Source organism: Nocardia sp. NPDC050697, assembly GCF_040654395.1.
Lineage (GTDB): Bacteria > Actinomycetota > Actinomycetes > Mycobacteriales > Mycobacteriaceae > Nocardia.
In genome coordinates this window covers 235,735-256,874 of the sequence record NZ_JBFAHY010000002.1, presented here as the reverse complement: position 1 = coordinate 256,874, position 21,140 = coordinate 235,735, and the positions used below count along the sequence as shown (strand labels likewise).

17 protein-coding genes are annotated in these 21,140 nt (G+C 71.6%); 8 read left to right on the top strand and 9 right to left on the bottom strand.

Annotation, left to right across the window (positions count from 1 at the left end):
- The first annotated feature begins 15 nt into the window (after positions 1 to 15).
- From AB0H71_RS08730 to AB0H71_RS08695, 8 genes are all read left to right on the top strand, one after another.
- Entirely contained in the window at positions 16 to 552 is a 537-nt protein-coding gene (locus AB0H71_RS08730) for an NUDIX hydrolase (RefSeq protein ID WP_357016811.1), read from the top strand.
- Positions 549 to 3,083, top strand: coding sequence for a DUF6049 family protein (locus AB0H71_RS08725; protein WP_357016808.1), 2,535 nt, complete (start codon positions 549 to 551; stop codon positions 3,081 to 3,083). The genes AB0H71_RS08730 and AB0H71_RS08725 overlap by 4 nt, the downstream gene beginning before the upstream one ends.
- A gap of 682 nt (positions 3,084 to 3,765) precedes the next feature.
- Complete coding sequence (locus tag AB0H71_RS08720) at positions 3,766 to 7,968, top strand: lipid II flippase MurJ (protein ID WP_357016805.1); 4,203 nt, start codon at positions 3,766 to 3,768, stop codon at positions 7,966 to 7,968.
- A 150-nt stretch (positions 7,969 to 8,118) separates the two neighbouring features.
- A complete protein-coding gene (sigM, locus tag AB0H71_RS08715) occupies positions 8,119 to 8,721 on the top strand; it encodes an RNA polymerase sigma factor SigM (protein WP_357016803.1) in 603 nt (200 codons plus the stop codon).
- 108 nt (positions 8,722 to 8,829) lie between these two features.
- Entirely contained in the window at positions 8,830 to 9,810 is a 981-nt protein-coding gene (locus AB0H71_RS08710) for a hypothetical protein (protein ID WP_357016800.1), read from the top strand.
- 115 nt (positions 9,811 to 9,925) lie between these two features.
- Positions 9,926 to 10,909 carry a thioredoxin-disulfide reductase gene (gene trxB, locus AB0H71_RS08705; RefSeq protein WP_357016797.1) on the top strand — a complete coding sequence of 328 codons (984 nt, stop codon included), beginning with the start codon at positions 9,926 to 9,928 and terminating at the stop codon, positions 10,907 to 10,909.
- 31 nt (positions 10,910 to 10,940) lie between these two features.
- A complete protein-coding gene (trxA, locus tag AB0H71_RS08700; RefSeq protein ID WP_357016794.1) occupies positions 10,941 to 11,270 on the top strand; it encodes a thioredoxin in 330 nt (109 codons plus the stop codon).
- Between the two features lie 158 nt (positions 11,271 to 11,428).
- Positions 11,429 to 12,622: an N-acetylmuramoyl-L-alanine amidase gene (locus AB0H71_RS08695; RefSeq protein ID WP_357016792.1), complete on the top strand. Its 1,194-nt coding sequence runs from the start codon at positions 11,429 to 11,431 to the stop codon at positions 12,620 to 12,622.
- A 58-nt stretch (positions 12,623 to 12,680) separates the two neighbouring features.
- On the opposite strand, the gene AB0H71_RS08690 is transcribed toward AB0H71_RS08695, so the two are convergent.
- From AB0H71_RS08690 to rpmH, 9 genes are all read right to left on the bottom strand, one after another.
- Positions 12,681 to 13,421, bottom strand: a complete 741-nt coding sequence (locus AB0H71_RS08690; RefSeq protein ID WP_357016790.1) for a GNAT family N-acetyltransferase — start codon at positions 13,419 to 13,421, stop codon at positions 12,681 to 12,683.
- Between the two features lie 196 nt (positions 13,422 to 13,617).
- Positions 13,618 to 14,622, bottom strand: a complete 1,005-nt coding sequence (locus tag AB0H71_RS08685; RefSeq protein ID WP_357016787.1) for a ParB/RepB/Spo0J family partition protein — start codon at positions 14,620 to 14,622, stop codon at positions 13,618 to 13,620.
- Between the two features lie 59 nt (positions 14,623 to 14,681).
- Positions 14,682 to 15,686 carry an AAA family ATPase gene (locus AB0H71_RS08680; protein WP_357016785.1) on the bottom strand — a complete coding sequence of 335 codons (1,005 nt, stop codon included), beginning with the start codon at positions 15,684 to 15,686 and terminating at the stop codon, positions 14,682 to 14,684.
- A gap of 1,765 nt (positions 15,687 to 17,451) precedes the next feature.
- A complete protein-coding gene (rsmG, locus tag AB0H71_RS08675) occupies positions 17,452 to 18,186 on the bottom strand; it encodes a 16S rRNA (guanine(527)-N(7))-methyltransferase RsmG (protein ID WP_357016782.1) in 735 nt (244 codons plus the stop codon).
- A 90-nt stretch (positions 18,187 to 18,276) separates the two neighbouring features.
- On the bottom strand, positions 18,277 to 18,828 hold the full coding sequence (locus AB0H71_RS08670; RefSeq protein ID WP_357016779.1) for a protein jag: 552 nt from the start codon (positions 18,826 to 18,828) through the stop codon (positions 18,277 to 18,279).
- A gap of 72 nt (positions 18,829 to 18,900) precedes the next feature.
- A complete protein-coding gene (yidC, locus tag AB0H71_RS08665) occupies positions 18,901 to 19,986 on the bottom strand; it encodes a membrane protein insertase YidC (protein WP_357016776.1) in 1,086 nt (361 codons plus the stop codon).
- 54 nt (positions 19,987 to 20,040) lie between these two features.
- The gene (yidD, locus tag AB0H71_RS08660; RefSeq protein WP_067648758.1) at positions 20,041 to 20,325 is read right to left on the bottom strand and encodes a membrane protein insertion efficiency factor YidD; all 285 of its coding nucleotides are present in this window, start codon (positions 20,323 to 20,325) and stop codon (positions 20,041 to 20,043) included.
- Positions 20,322 to 20,756 (bottom strand): ribonuclease P protein component, encoded by a 435-nt coding sequence (rnpA, locus tag AB0H71_RS08655; RefSeq protein ID WP_357016773.1) that lies wholly within the window; start codon positions 20,754 to 20,756, stop codon positions 20,322 to 20,324. Before rnpA ends, yidD begins: the two co-directional genes overlap by 4 nt.
- A 24-nt stretch (positions 20,757 to 20,780) precedes the next feature.
- A complete protein-coding gene (gene rpmH / locus AB0H71_RS08650; RefSeq protein WP_005516618.1) occupies positions 20,781 to 20,924 on the bottom strand; it encodes a 50S ribosomal protein L34 in 144 nt (47 codons plus the stop codon).
- Positions 20,925 to 21,140: the final 216 nt, after the last annotated feature.

Below are 21,140 nucleotides of genomic sequence, written 5' to 3'. Positions count from 1 at the left end.
CAGTAGGATTACCGGGTGTCTCAGGCCGATCGCGCGAACAGCAGACGCCGCCAACCGCGGCGCCGCGGTTCGGCCGCCGACGGGTCGCGGCCCCGGCTGCGTACCGTCCGGGAGACCTCGGCGGGTGGCCTCGTCGTTGCCGGGCTGGACGGCCCCGCCGAGCAGCGCAGCGCCGCCCTCATCGGCCGCACCGACCGGCGCGGGCGGCTGCTCTGGTCGCTGCCGAAGGGACACATCGAAGAGGGGGAGACCGCCGAACAGACCGCGATCCGCGAGGTCGCCGAGGAAACCGGCATCAACGGACTCGTGGTGGCCGAACTCGGGAACATCGACTACTGGTTCGTGACCGAGGGCAGGCGGGTACACAAGACCGTGCATCATTTCCTGTTGCGTTCGGTCGGCGGCGAGCTGTCCGACGCCGACGTCGAGGTCACCCAGGTCGCCTGGGTGCCGCTGACCGAACTGAACTCCCGGCTCGCCTACGCCGACGAACGGCGGCTCGCCGAGGTGGCCAACCGGCTGATCGACCGGATGGAGACCGGTAAGCGATGACACGCGGGCTGTTCCGGATCGCCGCGGCGATCCTGACCATCCTCGGTTCGATTCTGGTGGTGGCCCCGCTGACGGGTCAGGCAGCGGCCCAGCCCAGCGTCGCGGGCGATGCCGACCAGCAGATCGGGGTGCCGAAGTTCCTCAAGCTCTCGCTGGATTCGGTGACCCCGACCGCGGTCACCACCGCCAGCGACCCGGTGGTCACCGTGACCGGGACCGTCACCAATATCGGCGACCGGGTGGTCGACGACGTCAGCGTCCGGATCCAGCGCGCGCCCGCCGTCACCGAGCCGGGCGGGGTGCGCAGCAGCCTGCGCCTGGACCAGGTGAACTACGAGTTCGCCGGGCCGTTCCAGGACGTCGCCGAGCGGCTCAGCCCCGGGCAGCGCAAGCAGTTCATCCTGACCGTCGCGGTCCGCGGCGGCACCGACAGCTCCGAGGGCGCGCTGGAGATCACCGAGCCCGGTGTCTACCCGCTGCTGCTCAACGTGAACGGCGAGCCCGCCTACGGCACCCAGGCCCGGCTGGACGACGCCCGCTTCCTGCTCCCGGTGCTCGGCGTCCCGCCCGCGGGCGGGAGCGAGCCCGCGGTGCCTGCCGCCCCGGCACCGCCGGTCGCCACCACCGTGCTCTGGCCGCTCGCCGACCGCCCGCGCTGGGTGCCGACCGAGCCCGCCGAGGACCGCGGCCAGGTGCTGCTCACCGACGACGAGCTCGCCGCCTCGCTCGGCAAGGGCGGCCGGCTGGACCAGCTGCTCGGCGCGCTGGAGAACGAGATCGGCGTCGACGGCGCCAGGAACCGGCCGCTGGCCAGGAGCATCTGCCTCGCCATCGACCCCGACCTGCTGCTCACCGCCGCCGCCATGACCGACGGCTACCGGGTGCTGGCCAGCCCCTCCGACCCGGACGGCCAGACCAGGGACGGCAGCGGCGCCGCGCAGGCGCGGGCCTGGCTGGACCGGCTGCGCGTGGTCGCCGCCGCGAACTGCACCGTCGCGCTGCCCTTCGCGCAGGCCGACCTCACCGCGCTGGCCGCCGTGCACGACCCGGCGCTCACCGCGCGGGCGGTGAGCGAGCCCGCCGACATCGTCGACCGGATCCTCGGCGTGCGCTCGCTGCGCGGGGTCGGCATCCCCGACTCCGGCAGCATCGACCCGAGCGCGGGCGGGCTGCTCCGGGACCAGAACATCCGCACCGCCGTGCTCGCCGAGACCGCCGTCGCCGAGCAGGGCTCGGCGGGCGCGGGCGGCGCCGACGACCTCACCCAGGGCCCCGCGGGCGCCGAGCCGACGCCCGCCGAGCCCGCGCGCCCCGAGGTGGTCCGGATGCCGGACATCGTGCCCGCCGCCCCGGTCGCCGCGCTGGCCGAGACCCCGGCGGGGGAGGGCCCCGGCGCCAGGCCGGACCCGTCGCTGCACGCCGTCACCTACGACATCTGGTCCGCCACCGCGCTCGCCGCCGTCGGCTCCAACCCGCCGACCCCGTCCTTCACCCCGGCCCGGGTGCGCTACGACGTCACCAACGACTCCAGGACCGCCCGGCTGCAGGACGCGCTCGGCGCGCTCACCTGGACCGCGCTCAACCCGCGGCCGGACCGGCCGCGCGCGCAGCTGCTCGTCCCGCCGCAGCAGTGGGGCGCCAACCGGGAGGAGGCCATCACCCTGCTCCGCCAGGTGGACGCGCTGCTCACCGGCGGCATGGCCACCGCGCGCCCGCTGCCCGAGCTGCTCGCCCAGCCCGCCGACCCGCGGCCGTACGAGCCGGACCACCTGGCGCGCGCCGTCGCCGACGGGGTCCCGGAGCGCTTCGTCGCGCCGATCCGCGACCAGGGCGCCCGGATCACCGCGCTCTCCCGCGCGCTGGTCGAGGTGCCGGAGCTGGAGCTCACCCCCACCGAGTACGTGACCCCGCTGCGCGACGACCTGATCCGCGCGCTCACCCTCTCCGACCGGCGCGCGGGCGGCACCGCCCAGCCCGACGTCTACGCCCAGCGCAGGCTGGACCGCACCGGAAGCACCATGGACCGGATCTACGGCTCGGTCACCGTGCTCCCCCCCGGCGGCGTCTACACCCTCGCCTCCGAGCAGAGCCCGCTGCTGCTGGTGGCGCGGAACGAGCTGCCGGTGGCGATCCGGGTCAAGTTCCGGATCGAGGCGCCGCCGGACGCCTCCATCGACGACACCGGTGAGCAGATTCTGCCGCCGAACGGCACCCGCTCCTTCCAGATCCCGACCGAGGTGAACGACAGCCGCAATCTCGTCATCCCGATCTCGCTCACCACTCCCGACGGTGTCGCACTGGGTAACGCGACCTCGGTGTCGGTGCGGTCGAACGCCTACGGCCAGGCGCTGGCGATCATCACCGCGTGCGCGGCGACGCTGCTCCTGCTGCTGGCCGGACGCCGCCTCTGGCACCGGTTCCGGGGCAGGCCGGACCCGGCCGACGAAGCCTTCGATCCGGAGGTGCAGCGCCAGGTGAGCCGGTACCGGAGGTTCCTCGCCCGGGCTGTCCGCCGCCGGGAGCCGCGGTGAGGGACAATCACGGTGCGCGAGTAGTACAGCAGGAGGCAGGATGAGCGACGAACATCCGACCGCTCATCGGCCCCACCCGGAGGACGAGCCGGACGGCGCGCGCATCCGCCGCGCCCCGAGCGCGCCCTGGGAACGTCAGCTGCACCGCCCTCGGGTGGATCCGGAAGGGGGAGCGGGGATGCCCGAGGGTGCCACCGAGCGGTTCGGTGACGATCCGCCGCCGCAGGTTCCGCAGGTCAGCAGGGGTGAGCCCGGGTTGCGCGGGCCCGACGGGGCGCGTCGCGTTCCGCCTGCGGGGCGCAATGGCGGCGCGCCGCCGCCGCGCCCAGTCGGCCCCGCCCCCAGCGGTGCGATGGGGCGGCAGGCGCCGCCGTCCGGGGGGATGCCGCAGGCGCGGCCGTCCGGGGCGCCGCCGGTACCGCCCGGCGCGCGCTCGCGGCCCGATGCGCCGCCGTCCGGGGGGATGCCGAGGCAGGCGCCGCCGCCCGGACCCTCTCCCCAGGGAGCCCGGCCCGGCGCAGGTCGGCAGGCACCGCCCTCCGGGGCTGTACCGCGGCAGCGTCCGCCCGGCCCAGGGCCCGCAGACCGGCACGTTCCGCCGCCGAACTACGGCGAGCGACCAGCGGCGCCGCCGCGCGGCGAGCGCCCCCCTCGGCCCGCACCGCCGCTCGACGAGCGCGGCATGCCGCAGGGCCGCCCGCCCGCGCCGCGCGGTGAGCCGATGGCCCCCGCCCCTGGTGACCGCCACGTACCGCACGGCCGGCCGGTCGCTCCGCCGCGTGCGGAGCCGCAGCCTCCGCGCGGCATCCAGCCTCCGCGCGACGCCCGCCCCCTCTCGCACGGCGAGCCGATCCCCGGCGAACAACGCCGCGCGGCCCCCCCGCGCCGCCCCGGCGCCCAGCCTCCCTCCGGCGGCCTTCCCCGCCAGCCCGCGCACCCCGGCCAGCAGCGCTACCCCGCCGAACCGGGCCAGGACCGCAGGCACGCGCACGAGGCGCCCGCGCACCGCCCGGCCCCGCAGCGCATCCCGGCGGCCGAGCCCAAGCACGCCCGCCCGGCCGAGCCAGCGACCTCGCACTACGCGCAGTCCGCCAGGGCGGGCACCGCGCTCGCCGCCGAGCCGGAGCGCCCGGAGTCCAAGGAGAGCGCGAACGCCCGCCTGCTCCGCGACTCCGGCTCCATCGCCATCGCAACCCTGATCAGCCGGATCACCGGCTTCGGCAAGCAGCTGCTGCTGCTCGCGGTGCTCGGCCCCGCCGTGGCCAGCTCGTTCGTCTCCGCGAACCTGATCCCGAACATGATCGCCGAGCTGGTGCTCGGCGCCGTGCTCACCGCCATCGTGGTCCCCACCCTGATCCGCGCGGAGCAGGAGGACGACGACTACGGCGCCGCCTTCGTCCGCCGCCTGGTCACCGCGGCGTTCACGGTGCTCGCCGTCGCCGCGCTGCTCGCCACCGCCTCCGCCCCGATCCTGGCGACGCACGTCTTCGTCTCCTCCGACGGCAAGGTGAACACCGAGCTCACCACCGCGCTCACCTTCCTGCTGGTCCCGGCGATCCTCTTCTACGGCATGTCGGCCCTGCTCACCGCGATCCTGAACACCAGGCAGGCCTTCCGCCCCGGCGCCTGGGCGCCGGTGCTGAACAACGTGGTCGTGCTGGTCATGCTCGGCGCCTACGCGCTCACCCCCGGCGAGATCAGCCTGAACCCGGTCAGCATGGGCGATTCCAAGCTGCTCGTCCTCGGCCTCGGCGTGACCACCGGCGTCTTCGTGCAGGCCGCCAGCCTGCTGCCCGCCATTCGCAGGCACGGCATCGACCTGCGCCCGCTGTGGGGGATCGACGCCCGGCTCAAGCAGTTCGGCCGGATGGGCATCGCGATCATCCTGTACGTGCTGATCAGCCAGATCGGGCTGATCGTCGCGAACAACATCTCCTCGCACGCCGACGAGGCGGGGCCGGCGATCTACTCCAATGCCTGGCTGCTGCTGCAGCTCCCGTACGGCGTCCTCGGCGTCACCCTGCTCACCGCGATCATGCCGCGGCTGAGCCGCAATGCCGCCGCCGACGACACCCCCGCCGTGGTCGACGACCTCTCGGTCGCCACCCGGCTCACCATGATCGCGCTGGTCCCGGTGGTGGTCTTCCTGACCCTGGCCGGCCCGCAGGTCGGCCAGGCGCTCTTCGGCTACGCGCGCTTCGCCGAGGACGCCGAGCGGCTCGGCCAGGCGGTCAGCTGGTCGGCGTTCGCGCTGATCCCGTACTCCATGGTGCTGATCCACCTGCGCGTCTTCTACGCCCGCGAGCAGGCCTGGACGCCGACCTGGATCGTCCTCGGCATCACCGCGGTGAAGATCCTCTTCTCCGCGCTCGCCCCGGTGCTCTCCAGCGACAGCTCGCACGTGGTGATCATGCTCGGCGCGGCCAACGGCCTCGGCTACACCGCGGGCGCGATCATCGGCGGCTACCTGCTGCACCGCAGCCTCGGCGATCTGCGGATGGCGAATGTCGGGCGCACGGTCTCCCGGGTGGTGCTGGCCGCCATCGCGGGCGGCGCGGTGATGCTGATCGTGGACCGGGTGCTCGGGCTCGGCAAGCTCTCCGAGTCGTTCGGCGGCCCCGGCTCGCTGATCCGGGTGGCGATCCTGGCGGTCGTCATGTTCGGCGTCGCCTTCGGGCTGATGCGGCTGGCGGGCATCCCGGAGATCGTGGCGATCACCGTCGCCGTCTCGCGCCGCCTCGGCATCACCCCGCCCGCCCCCGATCTGGACCTCGACGCGCCCGCCGCCGAGGAGGCGACCCGGGTGCTGCAACGCCGCGACCAGTACGAGTACCCGCGGTTCGACCCCTACGGGGACTCCACGCAGACCATGGTGCTTCCGGTCATCCGGCCGGACGCCGTTGGCCGTACCGGTTCGGGGCACTTCCCGTACCCTGTTCGGCAGAGAAGCACAAGTGGCGACGACGAGACTTCGACGTATCCGGCCGAAGGAGGACCGAGGGTGAGCGACGACGCGGTGGGCGGCGTCCCGGCCGACGATTCCCCAGGGAACCGGCCCGCCGGGCTCTCCACCGAGCATCGGCCCGCGGAGCAGCCGCCCCAGCCGGAGCCGGGCGGGCGGGTGCCGCCGCAGGCCCCGGCGCCGCAGGGCGCTCCGGTCACGCCGGACGCCCAGGCGACGGTCCGGATCGGCCCCGGCGACCTCCCGCCGGAGGCGGCCGTTCCGCCCGGCGCGCAGCCCGACACCGGCTCCGCGCACGCCCACCCGCCGCGCGACCCCATGTACGACACCGGCATGCTGCCGATCCCGCCGGTCGGCGGCGAGCAGGGCCCCGGCCGCCGGATCCCGCGCGGCCCCAAGCTGATTCCCGGCGCCTCGGTCGCCGGCGGCCGGTACCGGCTGCTCGCCGACTGCGGCGGCTCGCGCGGGCTCAAGTTCTGGCAGGCGCTCGACATCAAGCTGGACCGCGAGGTCGCGCTGACCTTCGTCGACGCCGATCAGAAGTCCGGCGACAACGCCGGGCAGGACGGCCCGCAGGCCATCCTCTCCCGCACGCTGCGGCTCGGCCGGATCAACTCGCCCGGCCTGGCCAGGGTGCTCGACGTGGTGCGCGGCTCCTCCGGCGGCATCGTGGTCGCCGAGTGGACCCCGGGCCGCTCGCTGCGCGAGATGGCCGAGACCGTGCCGTCGCCGATCGGCGCCGCGCGCGCCATCCGGGTGCTCGCCTCGGCCGCCGAGCTGGCGCACCGCGGCGGCGGCGCGCTCTCCATCGACCACCCGGACCGAGTGCGGATCAGCGCCTCCGGCGACGCGGTGCTCGCCTTCCCCGGCACGCTCAGCGATGCCGACGCCCAGGGTGACGTGCGCGGCCTCGGCGCCATGCTCTACGCCCTGATCCTGGCCCGCTGGCCGATCCGCTCCGGCGGGCTGAGCGGACAGGCCGCCACCGTCGGCGGGCTCCGGCTCGCCGACTTCGGCCAGGACGGCACCCCCGTCGAGCCGCGCCAGGTGCGGCCCGAGGTGCCCTTCGAGATCTCCGCGGTCGCGGTGCGCTCGCTGGAGTCGAACAAGGGCGTGCGCACCGCCGCCACCGTCCAGCACGTGCTGGAGCAGGCCTCGGTCGTCGACCAGAAGACCGATTTCATCCCGGTGCTGCGGCTCGGCCAGCGGCAGCAGCCGCCGGTCGAGGAGTCGCTCGCCGATCCCGAGCTGCTCGCCGCCGAGCGGGAGCGCTCGCAGCGCATGCTCTGGATCATGGTCGGGCTGGGCATCCTGGCCGCGCTGGTGGTCGGCATCGTGATCTGGTGGATGGTCAGCTTTTTCGCCGGCGGCGAGCCATCCGAGCCGCTCGACCAGTCCAACAATATCGGCCTGACCAGCGAGACCTCCGCCCCGCCTGCCGCGCCGATCGGCCCGGCCGAGCCCGCCGCGAACACCGGCGGCGGGGCGCCGGTGCCGGCCACCGCGGTCGGCGTCTTCTCCCCGGAGGGCACCCCGGACGGCACCGGCAACGCCGACGCCGTGATCGACCGCGACCCGGCCAGCACCTGGCGCACCGACCAGTACTTCCAGCAGTTCCCCGCGCTCAAGAAGGGCGTCGGGCTGCTGGCCACGCTGCCCACCCCGGCGCGGCTCAGCTCGGTCGCCATCGAGTCGCCGAGCGCGGGCACCACGGTGGAGATCCGCACCTCGCCCACCGATTCGCCGACGCTGGACCAGACCCAGCTGATCGGCTCGGCCCGGCTGGAGAACGGCGTCACCGACATTCCGGTGCGCACCGACCAGGCCGCCCGCTACGTCCTGGTCTGGATCACCGGCCTCGGCAATGACGGCGGCCGCTTCCAGACCGCCATCGGCGAGCTCCGCTTCGACGCCACACCCTGAAAATCCCTGCGTAACAGGGGTTGCCCGGCCCATACGGTCCGGTTGCTCCCGAATCGTCACCGACGCTATGATCGCTGCGCGCTCTCGGCAGGGGAGCTGGTGCCGGCGACCGCGCCCGCACCGCAGGGAGCGCTGTCCAAGGGGTTGGCATTGTCGTCCGAAGTGAACCGCGGGGGGAAGTCGCGGCCGTTCGAGCCCGGTGCGCCGAGCGATATCGAGCTGCTGCGCGCACACGTCGCCGGTCAGCAGCACGCCTTCGCCGAGCTGCTGCGCAGGCACCGCGATCATCTCTGGCAGACCGCCATGCGCATCGCCTACACCAGGGAGGACGCGGCCGATTCGCTGCAAGATGCGCTGCTGAACGCGCACCGCACCGCCGGCTCCTTCCGCGGCGATTCCGAGGTGCGCAGCTGGATGCACACCATCGTGGTGAACGCCTGCCTCGACCGCATCCGGCGGAACAAGACCAGGCGGGCGATCTCGCTCTCGCCGGAGACCATGCCGGACCCGGCGGATCCCCGGAATGGAATCGCCGAATTGGAAGTTTCGTTGATGCTCGGGCGGGCACTGTTCACCTTGCCGCCGGATCAGCGCGCGGCCGTGGTCGCGGTGGACCTGGAGGGGCTCAGCGTCGCCGAGACGGCGGTGCTGCTCGGGGTCGCCGAGGGCACCGTCAAGAGCCGGTGTGCCCGTGCCCGGCTCCGGCTGCGGGAGCAGCTGGAGGATCTCCGTGACCCGGGGAACCGGACGTAGTGGCGGTGCGTCATTAATAGTGACGGACCACAGCGCGATGAACACGACGACCGCCCCCGTCGCGAAGGGGACCTGAGTGCCATGTCGGATGAGAACAGCGGAGGTGCGATGGTGACCCGTTCGGTCCCGCAGCCTCCGTTCTCGGCGGACATCCTGGCCGATCTGCACGCGGGGAACCTCGAGCCGGAGGTCAGGGAGCAGCTGCTGAGCGCCGTCGATCGCGATCCCGACGCGCTGCGCGTGCTCCGCTCGCTGGACGAGGTGCGCACCCGGATTCGCGCCCTCGGCGCGGAGGAGCGGGTGCTGCACGCCATGCCCGCCGATATCGCCGCCCGGCTGGAGCGGTTCGTCACCGATCTCGACGGGGTCGAGCCGACCGAGCAGGTCGAGCATCGTGCCGTTCCCGGCGTGACCGGCATCCGTGCCCCGGGCGGAGCGCTGCCGCCGCCGGTCGGCTCCGGCGTTGTCGGGGCGCAGCTCGACCCCGATCCGGGCGACGTCCAGGCGACGACCAGGTTCGGTCCCGCCACCAGCGGCGTCGAGGCGACAACCGGACCCGGCACCGGCGATGTCGAGGCGACAACCAGGCTCGGCCCCGCTACCGGCGATGTCGGGGCGACAGCCGAGCCCGGCATTCCCCCCGCGGCAGGCGCCGTGGTTCCGCTGGCGCCCCGGCGCAGGCGCCCCACCTATCTGCTTCCCGCCGCCGCGGCGGCGCTCGTTGTCCTCGCTATCGCAGCGGGACTCGCGGCATTCCTGCGCACCGGAACCGAGCCCGGCACCCCGACCGCGCAACCGCCGACCGCGCTGAACGTCGGCGACCAGCTCACCTCGGCGGCGGCGCTCGGCGTCATGGGCCGCAACGACGTCACCGGCGCGCTCGGCAGCGCCGCCGCCCTGCAGCGCTGCGTCGCCGCCAACGGCCTGGAACGGCCGGTGCTCGGCTCCACCGACGTGGTCTTCCGCGGCGGCCCGGCGGTGCTGGTCCTGCTCGCGGGCCCGCGCTCGCCCGGCGTCACCGCGCTGGTGGTCGGCACCGGCTGCACCACCGGCGATCCGCAGCAGCTCACCCGCACCGATATCGGGTGATCGCCCGCACAGCCCGCGATTTCGCCCCCGAGCGGCCCGCACCACACCGGGAATTCCACCCGATACCCTGGTGTTGACCGAGACGTCCGACGTCCCACTCCTTCGGAAGGGCACCATGAGCACGCCTGTTCGCGACCTGATCATCGTCGGCTCCGGCCCCGCCGGGTACACCGCCGCCGTGTACGCCGCGCGCGCCGAGCTCGAGCCGCTGCTGTTCGAGGGCACCCAGTTCGGCGGTGCGCTCATGACCACCACCGAGGTGGAGAACTTCCCCGGCTTCCGCGCGGGCATCATGGGCCCCGACCTCATGGACGAGATGCGCGAGCAGGCCAAGCGCTTCGGCACCGAGATCCGCACCGAGGACGTCGACGCCATCGACCTCTCCGGTCCGATCAAGACTGTCACCGTCGGCGACGAGACCTACCGCGCCTACGCGATCATTCTCGCCATGGGCTCGGCCGCCCGCTACCTCGGCGTCCCCGGCGAGGAGAAGCTGCTCGGCCGCGGCGTCAGCGCCTGCGCCACCTGTGACGGCTTCTTCTTCAAGGGCCAGGAGATCGTGGTGGTCGGCGGCGGCGACTCGGCGATGGAGGAGGCGATCTTCCTGACCAAGTTCGCCACCACGGTCACCATCGTGCACCGGCGCGAGGAGTTCCGCGCCTCCCGCATCATGCTGGAGCGCGCCAAGGCCAACGAGAAGATCAAGTTCGTGCTGAACACCGAGGTCGTGCAGGTCAACGGCGATTCCGCGGTGACCGGGCTGACCCTGCGGGACACCAGGACCGGCGAGACCTCCGAGCTCGCCGCCACCGGGCTGTTCGTCGCCATCGGCCACGACCCGCGCAGCGAGCTGGTGCGCGACCAGGTCGAGCTCGACGCCGACGGCTACGTCCAGGTGCAGCACCCGACCACCGCCACGAACATCCCCGGGGTCTTCGCCGTCGGCGACCTCGTGGACCACATCTACCGCCAGGCGATCACCGCCGCGGGCACCGGGTGCCGCGCCGCGATCGACGCCGAGCGGTGGCTGGGCGAGCAGGGCGACATCACGTCGAACACGCTCGACCACGCCGGTTCCCCGGTGACCCCGGTGTCCTGACGGACCCCGTTCCAGCACAAGGAGATACCCCGTGTCCGACAAGAAGACGGTGACCGTCACCGACGCCTCGTTCGCCGACGATGTCCTGCTCAGCGAGAAGCCCGTACTCGTCGACTTCTGGGCCGACTGGTGCGGCCCGTGCAAGATGGTCGCCCCCGTCCTGGAGGAGATCGCGGGCTCGCACGCCGACAAGCTCACCATCGCCAAGCTGGACGCGGACGCCAACCCCGAGACCATGCGCGAATACGGGGTGCTCTCGCTGCCGACCATGATGCTGTTCTCCGGCGGCAAGCCGGTGAAGAGCATCGTCGGGGCCAAGGGCAAGGCCGCGCTGCTGCGCGAACTCGACGGCGTCATCTGACGCCGGGAAGCGCCGACTCGCCGTAGGATGCCTGGGACCCGCGATTGCGGGGTTATGGCCGAGGTCTGAGACAATCGACCGACGTTCGCCTCGGGCGCGGGTTCATCCCGTCGCACGAGTGGGTACCCGGGTTCAACGGAAGGAAAGGGCCCTCACGCATGCACCGACTTCGTCACGGCGACGGCGGTCCGGCGGTCGCGGAAGTCCGGAGCACCCTGGCGAGTCTGGGTTTCCTGAACTCTCATGCGGGCGCGGATCAGAACGACCCGCCGGAGTACTGGAAAGACGTCGAGGCCGCCTTCGACCACCCGCTCGACTCCGCGGTGCGCGCCTTCCAGCAGCACCGCGGGCTACTGGTGGACGGCATCGTCGGCCCGGCGACCTACCGGGCGCTCAAGGAAGCCTCCTACCGGCTCGGCGCCCGCACCCTCATCTACCAGCTCTCCGCCCCGCTGTACGGCGACGATGTGGCCACGCTGCAGCGCCGGCTGCAGGATCTCGGCTTCTACGTGCACCGGGTGGACGGCTACTTCGGCCCGCACACGCACGAGGGGCTCACCGCCTTCCAGCGCGAGATCGGGCTCGCCGCCGACGGCATCTGCGGCCCCGACACCCTCCGCTCGCTGGAGCTGCTCGGCGCCCGCGTGACCGGCGGCAATCCGCACCGGATCGCCGAGGAGGAGGTCGTGCACCGGGCCGGGCCGCAGCTCACCGGCAAGCGCATCGTGATCGACCCGGGCCTCGGTGGCCCCGATCGCGGGCATCCGGTGCCGACCGAGTACGGCGACGTCTACGAGTCCGAGGTGCTCTGGGATCTGGCCAGCAGGCTGGAGGGCCGGATGGCCGCCACCGGCATGGAGACCTTCCTCTCCCGCCCCTGGAACGCCAACCCCAGCGATGCCGAGCGCGCCGAGACCTCCAATGCCTTCGACGCCGACCTCATGATCTCGCTGCGCTGTGCCACCAACCCGAGCCCGTCGGCGAACGGCGTGGCCGGCTTCTACTTCGGCAATTCGCACGGCTCGGTCTCGATGATCGGCCAGGTGCTGGCCGGCTACATCCAGCGCGAGGTGGTGGCGCGGACCTCGCTGCAGGACTGCCGCACGCACCCGCGCACCTGGGACCTGCTCCGGCTCACCAAGATGCCGACGGTCCAGGTGGATATCGGCTACCTGACCAACGAATACGACGCCTCCGTGCTCACCACGCCCCGCATGCGCGACGTGATCGCCGAGGCCATCCTGGTCTCGGTCAAGCGGCTGTACCTGCTCGGCCAGGACGATCAGCCCACCGGCACCTACACCTTCGCCGAGCTGCTCGCCGAGGAGCTGGCCGCGGCCGACCGGATGTAGCCTCAGGGCAGCAGTGGCCCCGTCCGATTCCGGGCGGGGCCACTGTCGTCTCCGGGGTTCAGCAGGGGGCGCCGACGCGGGCGGGCGGGGTCATCGAGGCGGCCGCGAGCAGCTGGTCCAGCGCGCGCTCGACATCCTCCTTCCAGCCGTGGTCGGAGTCGATCTCCAGCCGCAGCCGGGGGAAGCGGTGGTGCGGCGCCACCACCTCGAAGCCGGCGTCCTCCAGGATGCCTGCCTCGATCATGCAGGTCTCCGGCGAGCACGGGCCGATGGCGGCGCTGGCGCTCGGCGCGGCGCCGAGGGAGGGGCTGTCGATGCGCTCCAGCAGCCGCATGGACCCCGCGGTGCGATCGCCGAGCAGGGTGGCCGGGGGAGCGGAGCGGATGCCGAAGGCCTCCAGGGCGCGGACGCCGCGGCGCACCAGATCGGCCACCACGGCCTGGATCAGCTGGTGGGTGATGTCCCGGTCCGCGTAGAGGGCTTCGGCCCGCAGGGTGGTCAGCAGGACGGCGTCCGGGCTCACCGGCGAGGTGGGGAAGAGTCCGGCGCGCGGAACCGCGTTCGGCGGCGAGTAGAGCGCGCACCCGGCACCCTGCCCGTCCACCTCGGCGATCTGGCCGCAGGAGCCCCACTCCAGCATGACCGTGGAGAGCCAGGCCTCCTTCTCGAAGACCGGGTCGCTGAATTCCCGGGAGTCCTCGGCCACCGCGGGATCGATCTCCCAGAAGACGCACCGCCGTGCGTGGGTGGGCAACTTGTCGAGCTCCCCGAGGGTGAGTGCTGTGACGCTGGTCGACACCGCTCTGCTCAGCCTCCAGCTGTCCGATTCGTCTACGCTCACTGGTCTCGCTCGCAAGAATAGGCGATCCGTCGAAATCCGAAACCCTTCGGGGGCGAAGCCGCTTTCGCAGTCGGATTTCCGGCACTGTCACAGTGACGTTTCAAGCCTGGCCTCTCGGTCATCGGCTGACAGCGCCGAAAATCCACATATGGGGTCACCCGCCGAGCTGCTGCTGCTCCATCATTCCGACGATGCGTTCCAGGTCCTCGACCGAGCCGAACTCGACCACGATCTTGCCCTTGCGCTTACCCATGCTCACGACCACCCGGGTGTCGAACGACTCGGAGAGCCGCTCGGCCACGGTCTGCAGGCCGGGCATGTGGATCGGCTTGCGCCGCACCGGCGCGGGCTTGATCACCGAGTCGTCGCGGTTGGCGAGGGTGACGGCCTCCTCGGTGGCCCGCACCGAGAGCCCCTCGGCGACGATCCGGGCGGCCAGCACCTCCTGCGCGTCGGCGCCGGCATCCAGCCCGAGCAGGGCACGGGCGTGCCCCGCGGAGAGCACCCCCGCCGCGACCCGGCGCTGCACCGCGATCGGCAGCTTCAGCAGCCGGATCATATTGGTGATCACCGGACGGGAGCGGCCGAGCTTGCTCGCCAGCTCCTCGTGCGTGACCCCGAACTCCTCCAGCAGCTGCTGGTAGGCAGCCGCCTCTTCGAGCGGGTTGAGCTGCACCCGATGAATGTTCTCCAGCAGCGCGTCGCGCAGCATGGAGTCGTCGGCGGTCTCCCGGACGATGGCCGGGATGGCGGTGAGCCCGGCCTCCTGGCTGGCCCGCCACCGCCGCTCGCCCATGACGAGCTGGTAGCGGTCGACGCCCGGCTGCACCCGGCGGACCACGATCGGCTGCATGAGCCCGAACTCGCGAATGGAGTGCACCAGCTCCGCGAGCGCGTCCTCTTCGAAGTACGTGCGCGGCTGCTTGGGGTTCGGCTCGATCTGCTCCGGCGGGATCTCGCGGTAGACCGCGCCGCCGGTATCGACCAGGCCGGTGAGATTGGGGAGTTCGGTGGCGCCGATCGGCACCGCACGGGGGAGGGGAGTGGGCGCCGGAGCGGGGTCGCTCAGCGCGGTGCCGTTACCGGGTGGGCCGACCGGGCCCGTCGGAATCAACGCGGCCAGTCCGCGTCCCAATCCGCCCTTCTTCGCCTGCGTCATCGGCCTACCGATCCCTTCCTTGTTCGCCACCGGCCCGTGTTCTCAATCGTCGCAGGCGGTCAGGCACTGGCGGCGTCGTCGCGCTGCGCCACGCCGCGAGCGGCGATTTCCCGGCCCGCGTCGAGGTAACTCATGGCGCCCCGGGAACCGGGATCGTAATCGAGCACCGTCATGCCGTAGCCGGGCGCCTCGGAGACCTTCACGCTGCGCGGAATCACCGAGCGCAGCACCACGTCGCCGAAGTGCGCGCGCACCTCCTCGGCCACCTGGTCGGCCAGCTTGGTCCGGCCGTCGTACATGGTGAGGATGACGGTGGAGACGTGCAGCTCGGGGTTGAGGTGCGACTGCACCAGCCCGATATTGCGAATGAGCTGCCCGACGCCCTCCAGCGCGTAGTACTCGCACTGGATCGGGATCAGCACCTCCTTCGCCGCCACCATCGCATTGACGGTGAGCAGCCCGAGCGAGGGCGGGCAGTCGATCATGACGTAATCGATGTTGTAGCCCGCGAGATTGGCCTCCTGAATGGCGGCCTTCAGCCGGCCCTCCCTGGCGACCATGGAGACGAGCTCGATCTCCGCACCGGCCAGATCGATGGTGGCCGGGATGCAGAGCAGCCGCTCACTGTGCGGGCTGACCTTGATCGCCTCCTGCACCGTGGTCTCCCCGATGAGGAGCTCGTAGCTGGAGGGCACGCCGGAGTAATGATCGATCCCGAGGGCGGTGCTGGCATTGCCCTGCGGATCGAGGTCGATCACCAGCACGGTCATTCCCTGGTGCGCCAGCGCGGCCGCCAGGTTCACCGCCGTGGTGGTCTTGCCAACGCCGCCCTTCTGGTTGGCGATCGTCATGATGCGCTGCTCACGCGGCTTCGGCACGGTCACACCTCCTGGATGAAGCACTTGACTGGCCCGATGCGCTTCCACGGCGATCGGGGTCTCGCTCGCGGAGATGTGCCCGAAGGGCGTGTTCCCGAACGACTCCGCATCGAAGCTGCTGGAGTCCAGCATCCCCGGAACTCTCGACGTGGTTTCCCGTGAAACATTCGCCGGCCCGCTCGACATAACTGCTCCTAACCCGAGAACTCACGACCCCGCACACCGGCACGCACGCGCACGGAGTCGGATCGTTCACAGCCGTGTCGGGGGATCGAGATGCGTTGATCGGATACGCGAGATCCGAAGGTCCGAGCGGAGCTCTGTGCCTCCGCTGTGACACCCACATCCCTTCGTGGCAACTACGCTCACGCCGACGGTGACTACTTTGCCAGCAGTGCGGGCGGAACGAAAGCTGAATCGCGGCGGGGCGTGGACGACACGCGGAATGTGCGTTGTTTCCCGTGAAACAGCGGGCGTTTTTCGTAGTTCCGGTTGGTTCGGGGTGGTTGTTGGGGGAGTGGGGTCGGGTCGTGTTTCCCGTGAAACAGTGCGCGGTCGCGGCTCGCCGCTGGCGAGTCGGGGAGAACGTGGATCTGTGAAGCCGGTTCTGCCGCTCGCGGATCAGCTTCCAGCGCGACAGCAGCCGGGTGTGGCGGTGGTAGAGCCGCGCCGCGGCGCCGCCGATGTCGGCGCGCGATCCGGGAGAGCGGGACAGGTTCGGGATTCATCGAGTCCGGGTCTGTCGGCCGTTGCCCGCCTGGACAAGGCGCAGGCCTAGCGCGAGCGCGGCGACGGTCCACTCGCTGCTGCCCGTCCACTGCACCGGCGGTCGTTGACGGGCTGGGTCGAGGCGGCGGGCTGACGCTCGAGTCGGGAGCAGTTGCGGCGTCGTCGCACGGGGCGGCGTGGACAGACGCCGCGGGGGCGCGCCCACATCACCCTCTCCTGCGCGACGCGCACCCGGCTGCTCGATGTTGCCGACGCAGAATGTTCGCGCTACCAAAGCGACGTCGGTCCCATCCCGAGCGACCACACTCAAACCTCCGCTGACCCGGCGTGCTCGCCATGGTCTGATCGCGATCCGTGCGCCCTGCGCCTCGGCGGCCGCGAGTTTCAGTTACGGCGTTCATCACGCGTGACACGTGCTTCACTGCTCCATCGCTGGCGAGGTCACTGCGGAGCGCGAACCGCGCGCTGGCGGCCGCGATGCTGACCGGGGTGACCGACCTTCCCACCGCATCGCCTGCGGGAGGCCGCACGTCCCGACGCCGGCCAGCGCGGCGTGGGTCCGCCTGATACCGGAGCGAGGCGGTGAGTCCTGGCTGGCCATGGCGGCACTCGAATGGCGGCGCTGGGCATCCCCTGCCTTCTGTGCGCGGTCGCGGTGATTCACGTGAAACATCGCCGCCGGATGAGCGCGGCCACGGAACTAGCCACACGGCGGCATGCTGCCTACCGGCGATCAGTCCTCACCATTGGTGATCGCCTCGCCCGATACCAAGATCCCTACGCATCGAGGGCGGCTGCACTGAAGTCTCGGCCCGGCGGCGCGAACGTCGGTCTCGTGCGCCTCGTCGCGGGAGGCACCCCTCCTTGCCTCTACGACAGGCACACTCGCGCGACCACAGTCACCGCTGCTCGACGAGGGGAGTCGATGTCGGGCTTCGCCGCTACGTGCCGCAGCCAACTCACCACTGAAGCGTCTGGAGCTTTTCCTCGAAGTCACCGTGTTTCACGGGAAACATGTCTGGCGCGGAAGAAGCAGCGCGTCCTGCCTCACGCCTACGCAGATCGAACGTTCGAGTCGAGGCGACTTCTCAGCCGCACAATCCTTGACCTCACCAACTCGTCGCGCTCAGCAGCGGGAGTCCCCAGCGGCCCGAGACGAACCAGACCGACGCGCTGCGGTCGACAACCCACGACCGCTCCGTTCCACGTGAAACCCCAACCCCTACTTCCCCCGCACCCCACCCTTCCGCCCCTTCACCGCACGCCGCAACGCAGCCCGCTCGGAGCGGGGGAGCAGCTCCGCCGACACCACCAACGTCGGAACCTCCAGCACTTCACCCCCGCACTCCAGCACCGCAACACCCCCGGCCCCGGCACGGGCGAGATCGTGCGCATCCCGCTCGACCTCTTCCCGCGCACTGCTCCCCTTGAGCGCGAGCATCCGCCCGTGATCCCGAAGCAGCGGCATCGACCACTGCGCGAGCTTGCCGAGCGGGGCGACGGCGCGGGAGGTGACGACGTCCGCCCCGCCGACCTCCTTCAGCACCCCGTCCTGCTCGGCCCGTCCCCGGACGACGGTCACCGGCAACTCCGCCTCCTCGAGGAACTCGCTGAGGAAAACGGTCCGCCGAAGCAGCGGCTCGACGAGCGAGATACGGAGGTCCGGCCGCGCGATGGCGAGCGGGATCCCGGGCAGCCCGGCGCCGCTCCCGACATCGACGACGGTCGACCCCGCCTCGATCAGCTCGCCGAGCACGGCGCAGTTGAGAATGTGCCGATCCCACAGCCGGGGCACCTCCCGCGGCCCGATGAGCCCGCGCTCGACACCGGACGAGGCGAGCGCGGCGTGGTACCGCACCGCGAGCGGCAGCCGGTCGCCGAAGATCACCGCGGCGGCCGGCGGCGGCTCGACGAGGCTCGGCTCGACGGCACCGAGGTCAGGTTCCACGTGAAACATCCTTCCGAGACAGGAGGGGTCCGGAGACGGCGAGGGCCTCCAGTCCGGAGACCAGAGGCCCTATCCAATCATCCGCCGCGGCGGAGTGCGTCACGCAGGGACGACCACCACGTGCCGGTTCGGCTCGACGCCCTCGCTCTCGCTCGCGACGCCATCCACCGACGCCACCGCGTCGTGCACGATCTTGCGCTCGAACGGGGTCATCGGGACGAGCGGCTCGGGGGCGCCGCTGGCGAGCACCCGCTGCGCCGCGGCCTCGCCGAGCGCACTCAGCTCGGTGCGACGCTTGGCCCGCCAGCCCGCGACGTCGAGCATGAGCCGGCTGCGCTCGCCGGTCGCCTGCTGGACCGCGAGCCGGGTCAGCTCCTGCAGCGCGTCGAGCACCTCGCCATTACGGCCGACGAGCTTGGCGAGATCGTTGCCGCCGTCGATGCTCACCACGGCGCGGTCGCCCTCGACATCGAGATCGATGTCACCGTCGAAATCGAGTACGTCGAGCAGCTGCTCGAGGTAATCGCCGGCGATCTCGCCCTCTTCGATGAGCGCCTCTTCGGCGTCGGTCTCGACCTCGTCGGTCTCCGGATCGGCGTTCACAGTCGTCGTCGCCACGGTGGCGTCCCCTCCGTCGATCTCAGCAGTCATGTGATTTTCCTTCATCTGTTCTCCGCGGGAAACGGTTCGCCTCGCCCCGTCACCCGCGACAACGGACAGCGGTCAGCGCCTGCGCTTCTGATTGGCGCGGCCGCGGTTGGCCGGGCGCTTCTGCCCGCCGGGACGCTTCTGGCCGGAGCTCTTCCCGGCCGCCTTCGCGGCCGGCTTGGCACTGGGCTCCGAGCCGTTGGTGCTCGCGGGCTCCTCGGTGTCGGCCGCGGCCTGCTGCGGCTTCTTCCTGGTGTCCACCGGCTTGGCGCCGGGCTTCGGCGCGTTCTGCGACCGCTGGTCCAGCTTCGCCTGCTTCTTGGCCAGCTCCTCCTGCTCCATGCGGCCGAAGACGAGGTGCTGCTGCCCGTAGGTCCAGATGTTGTTGGAGACCCAGTAGAGCAGGATGGCGATCGGCAGGAACGGGCCGCCGACGAGCACGCCGAGCGGGAAGACCCAGAGCGCGAGCTTGTTCATGATCGCGGCCTGCGGGTTGGCCGCGGCCTCCGGCGTCTGCCTGGCGACCGAGGCCCGCGCGTTGAAGTGGGTCGCGATGCTGGCGATGATCATGAGCGGGATGGCGACCAGCGCGATGCTCAGCTTGCTCGGCACCCCGCCCCAGTCGGCGAAGGCCTGCAGCTCGGAGGCGGGCGCGGTGATGAACGCGGAGATCGGCGCGCCGAAGATGCGAGCGCTCAGGAAGGACTGCACGTCGGTGGCGCTGAAGACGTAGTTCGGGGTGTGCGCGTTGTCGTAGGCGCTCATGCCGAGCTGGCCGATGCCGTGGCCGGTGCGGTTGAAGGAGCGGAGCACATGGAACAGCCCGAGGAAGACCGGCACCTGGGCCAGGATCGGCAGGCAACCCATGAGCGGGTTGAAGCCGTTCTCCTTCTGCAGCTTCTGCATCTCGGTCGCCATCTTCTGGCGGTCGTTCTTGTACTTCTTCTGCAGCTCCTTGATCTGGGGCTGCAGCTCCTGCATCTGCTTGGTGGTCCGCACCTGGCGCACGAAGGGCTTGTACAGCACCAGCCGCAGCGTGAAGACGAGGAACACCACCGCCAGCGCCCAGCTGGCACCGTTGTCCGCGCCGAACACGAACCCGAATACTCGGTGCCAGAACCACAGAATCCAGGACACCGGATAGTAGATGAAATCGAGCACGGTTCTGTGTACTCCCGTCGTTACGTCTCGCCGATCACCGCGGGCGGCGATCCTTTACCAAGCCTTCGGCCCCGCCGCGTCCGCGGTGCGGCGCGCGCCTCGTTTCCGTTCCGGAACGGGGTCCCACCCACCAGGGTGCCAGGGCGCACATTTCACCAAGCGCACGACCGTCAGCAACAGCCCGATCACCAGCCCCCGCGTGCGCAGCGCGGTGACCGCGTACTCGCTGCAGGTGGGGGTGAATCGGCAGATCGGCATGCGGGTGGGGGACACGTAGGTCCGATACAGCTCGATCAGGAAGATGAGCGCGTTCGCGGGCAGCCGCGCGATGCGCGTCACGACGGGCTGCCCGCCCGCTCGGTGAGCCCGAGCTTGCGCAGCGCCGTGCGGAGTTGCCGGAGCAGGTCGTCCGAGCCGGCCGCCGCCGAGCCGGGGAGCGCCCGGATCACGATGTCGATCTCCGCGGGCAGCTCGGCCTGCACCTGGGCGCACAGATGACGCAGGCGGCGGGCCACGCGGTGACGAATCACCGCGGAGCCCACCGCCTTGCTGACGATCAGGCCGAAGCGCGGCCCGCCGATGCGGACCGCCGGTTCGGCCGGTAGAGCCGGTACCTGCTCGCTCCCGGTGGCTGCGGACGTGCCGGAGCCCTGGTCGTACCCGTGCGTGAACGCGTGCACGACCAGATCTCGTCTCCCGATTCGCTGGCCGCGGCGCACCGCCCGGGAGAAATCGGCACGATGATGCAACCGATACGGCTCAGGCAACACCCGAGCGTCCGAGAGCGATCGGGATCAGGCAGTCAGTTCGGCGCGGCCCTTGCGGCGACGCGCCGAGACGATGGCGCGACCCGCACGGGTGCGCATCCGGAGGCGGAAGCCGTGCACCCGCGCCCGACGACGGTTGTTCGGCTGGAACGTCCGCTTGCCCTTGGCCACGGTTGAACACTCCTCGAGTCGGTGGGCACCCCGCGGCGCCCGAAGCTTGTCGGTGGAACATCCGTCCGGCCTCGCGGCGCGGATCGGTCCCGGCGCACAGTCGGTCGATCACGACCGATTCCGGTCAGCACAGGACCACCCATCACACCGGGGGATGACTGTATGAGGGTACTGAGACCGTTCGACCAGGTCAAACTCGCCCCCCGGGTTGCGCGC

Coding starts and splice junctions, on each gene's coding strand:
- AB0H71_RS08725 (WP_357016808.1), top strand. CDS start 549: ATGACACGCGGGCTGTTCCGGATCGCCGCGGCGATCCTGACCATCCTC.
- AB0H71_RS08720 (WP_357016805.1), top strand. CDS start 3,766: ATGCCGCAGGGCCGCCCGCCCGCGCCGCGCGGTGAGCCGATGGCCCCC.
- AB0H71_RS08710 (WP_357016800.1), top strand. CDS start 8,830: ATGGTGACCCGTTCGGTCCCGCAGCCTCCGTTCTCGGCGGACATCCTG.
- trxB (WP_357016797.1), top strand. CDS start 9,926: ATGAGCACGCCTGTTCGCGACCTGATCATCGTCGGCTCCGGCCCCGCC.
- AB0H71_RS08695 (WP_357016792.1), top strand. CDS start 11,429: ATGCACCGACTTCGTCACGGCGACGGCGGTCCGGCGGTCGCGGAAGTC.
- AB0H71_RS08685 (WP_357016787.1), bottom strand. CDS start 14,622: ATGACGCAGGCGAAGAAGGGCGGATTGGGACGCGGACTGGCCGCGTTG.
- AB0H71_RS08680 (WP_357016785.1), bottom strand. CDS start 15,686: ATGTCGAGCGGGCCGGCGAATGTTTCACGGGAAACCACGTCGAGAGTT.
- rsmG (WP_357016782.1), bottom strand. CDS start 18,186: ATGTTTCACGTGGAACCTGACCTCGGTGCCGTCGAGCCGAGCCTCGTC.
- AB0H71_RS08670 (WP_357016779.1), bottom strand. CDS start 18,828: ATGACTGCTGAGATCGACGGAGGGGACGCCACCGTGGCGACGACGACT.